Genomic DNA, 2,376 nt, shown 5'->3' on the forward strand with positions numbered 1-2,376 from the left:
AAGGTCGCAGATGCGGCCCGTTGGAGCGAGCAAGCCGGTTGCAGGGGGATGCTCGTCTATGCGGACAACTCGCAGCTGGACGCGTGGCTGGTGTCCCAGACCATCGTCGAGAACACGCAGGCCCTCTCTCCGCTCGTCGCCGTCCAGCCCGCCTACATGCACCCATACACGGTGGCCAAGATGGTGACATCCCTCGGGTATCTCTACCGGAGGCGAGTCTACCTGAACATGGTTGCGGGAGGATTCAAGAACGACTTGGCGGCCTTGAACGACACGACCCCCCATGACAAGCGCTATGAGCGCCTGGTCGAGTACACCACGATCATCAGGCGGCTCCTGGCGGGCGCGCCGGCGGTCACCCGCCGGGGGGAATTCTACACGGTCGCCAAGCTGCGGTTGACACCGCCGCTGGCCGCGGATCTCTACCCGGGCATCTTCGTGTCCGGGTCCTCGGACGCCGGGCTGGCGGCGGCGCGCGCGATCGGCGCCACCGCCATTCATTACCCGAAGCCGGCGGAGGCGTACCAGGCTGCGCCTCTCGTCGAGGCCGGCGAGTCCGGCGTCCGGGTGGGGATCATCGCGCGCGAGCGGGAGGAGGACGCCTGGCGCACGGCCCACGCGCGGTTCCCGGAGGACCGAGTCGGCCAGCTCACCCATCAGCTCGCCATGAAGGTGTCGGATTCGGTCTGGCACGGGCAGCTGTCCGCGTTCGGCGAGGCGAGCGGACCATACTGGCTCGTCCCCTTCCAGAACTACAAGACCATGTGCCCGTACCTGGTCGGGAGCTACGAGCAGGTCGCGGCCGAGCTCGCGCGATACCTCGCGGCCGGCTATCGCACGTTCATCCTGGACGTGCCGCCGGACCAGGAGGAACTGAGGCACGTCGGGATGGCCTTCGCACAGGTCCGGAAGGAGGCGAGATGCCAGAACTACTCCAGGAGTGGGTGACGCTCCAGGCGGAGAGACAGCCGGGGGTGGCGGTCGTCGGGAACAACGAGCGGCTGACCTATGCGCGGCTGGAGGAGCGGTCGAATCAACTCGCGCGACTCCTGAAAGAGGCCGGGTGCAAGACGGGGGACCGGGTCTGCCTCTTGATGCCCAAGTCGCCGACGGCGATCGTCAGCCTCCTCGGCATCTACAAGGCGGATTGCCTCTACGTTCCCCTCGATCCGGCCGGCCCGGCGGCCCGCCTGGCGAGGATCATCGAATCCTGCGGAGCCAGATGGATCCTGGCGGCGGGCCCGGTGAGCGGCGTCCTCGGTGCGCTCGTGGACGACGAGCGATTCCGCGGGTCCATCTCCGTGGGCTGGATGGGCGACGGGGCGGCGCACGGCAAGTTCAGAACCGACTTCACGCGCGATGACGTGGAGAGCTATCCGAGCGCGGTGCTTCACTACGACCATGGCGGCGGCGACCCGGCGCACCTCCTGTTCACCTCGGGATCGACCGGCACCCCCAAAGGGGTGACCATCACGCACGCCAGCGTGATCCGGTTCGTGCAGTGGTCCACGAAGTACTTCGGGATGGCGGCGAGCGACCGGGTGTCGGGGCATTCTCCCCTGCACTTCGACCTGTCCATCTTCGACATCTTCGGCGCCTTCGCGGTCGGGGCCGAGCTGCATCTGGTGCCGCCGGAGCTGAACGTGCTGCCGCACAAGCTCGCGGAGTTCATCCGGAGCGCGGAGTTGACGCAGTGGTTCTCGGTGCCCTCCGTGCTCACGTACATGGCGAAGTTCGACGTCGTGCGCGTCGACGATTTCCCGTCCTTGAAGCGCCTCCTGTGGTGCGGCGAGGTCTTCTCGACGCCGGCGCTCATCCACTGGATGCGCCGGCTGCCCCACGTGACGTTCACGAACCTGTACGGGCCCACGGAGGCCACCATCGCGAGCAGCTACTACACCGTCGCGCGCTGTCCGGAGGACGAGCGGGCCCCGGTCCCCATCGGGCGGGCGTGCGACGGCGAGGAGCTGCTCGTGCTCGATGAAGGGCTGCGCCCGGTCCGGCCGGGCGAGGCCGGGGAGCTGCACATCGCCGGGGTGGGCCTGAGCCCGGGGTACTGGGGCGATGCGGAGAAGACGCGCGCGGCGTTTCCCCGCCGCCCGGGAAGCGCTGACCCGGGGGACCGGCTCTACAAGACGGGCGACGCAGCGAAGGTCGGGGCTGACGGGCTCGTCTATTTCCTCGGGCGGGCTGACTCCCAGATCAAAAGCCGCGGCTATCGGATCGAGCTGGGGGAGATCGAGGCCGCGCTGAACGCGCTCCCGGACGTGGGGGAGTGCGCGGTGGTGGCGGTCCAGACCGATGGCTTCGAGGGCGCGGTCGTCTGCTGCGCGTACGTGCCGGCCCCAGGCGCCGACGGCAGTCCGCTGGCGGTGA

2 protein-coding genes are annotated in these 2,376 nt (G+C 68.7%); both read left to right on the top strand.

The features are described from left to right. The coding region (locus tag VEW47_05790; protein ID HYS04689.1) for an LLM class flavin-dependent oxidoreductase at positions 1-948 on the top strand (948 nt) is incomplete at its 5' end. Next, a partial coding sequence (locus tag VEW47_05795; protein HYS04690.1) for an amino acid adenylation domain-containing protein occupies positions 921-2,376 on the top strand: 1,456 nt, incomplete at its 3' end. The genes VEW47_05790 and VEW47_05795, both read left to right, overlap by 28 nt.

This window comes from Candidatus Dormiibacterota bacterium, assembly GCA_035635555.1.
GTDB lineage: Bacteria > Acidobacteriota > Polarisedimenticolia > Gp22-AA2 > Gp22-AA2 > Gp22-AA3.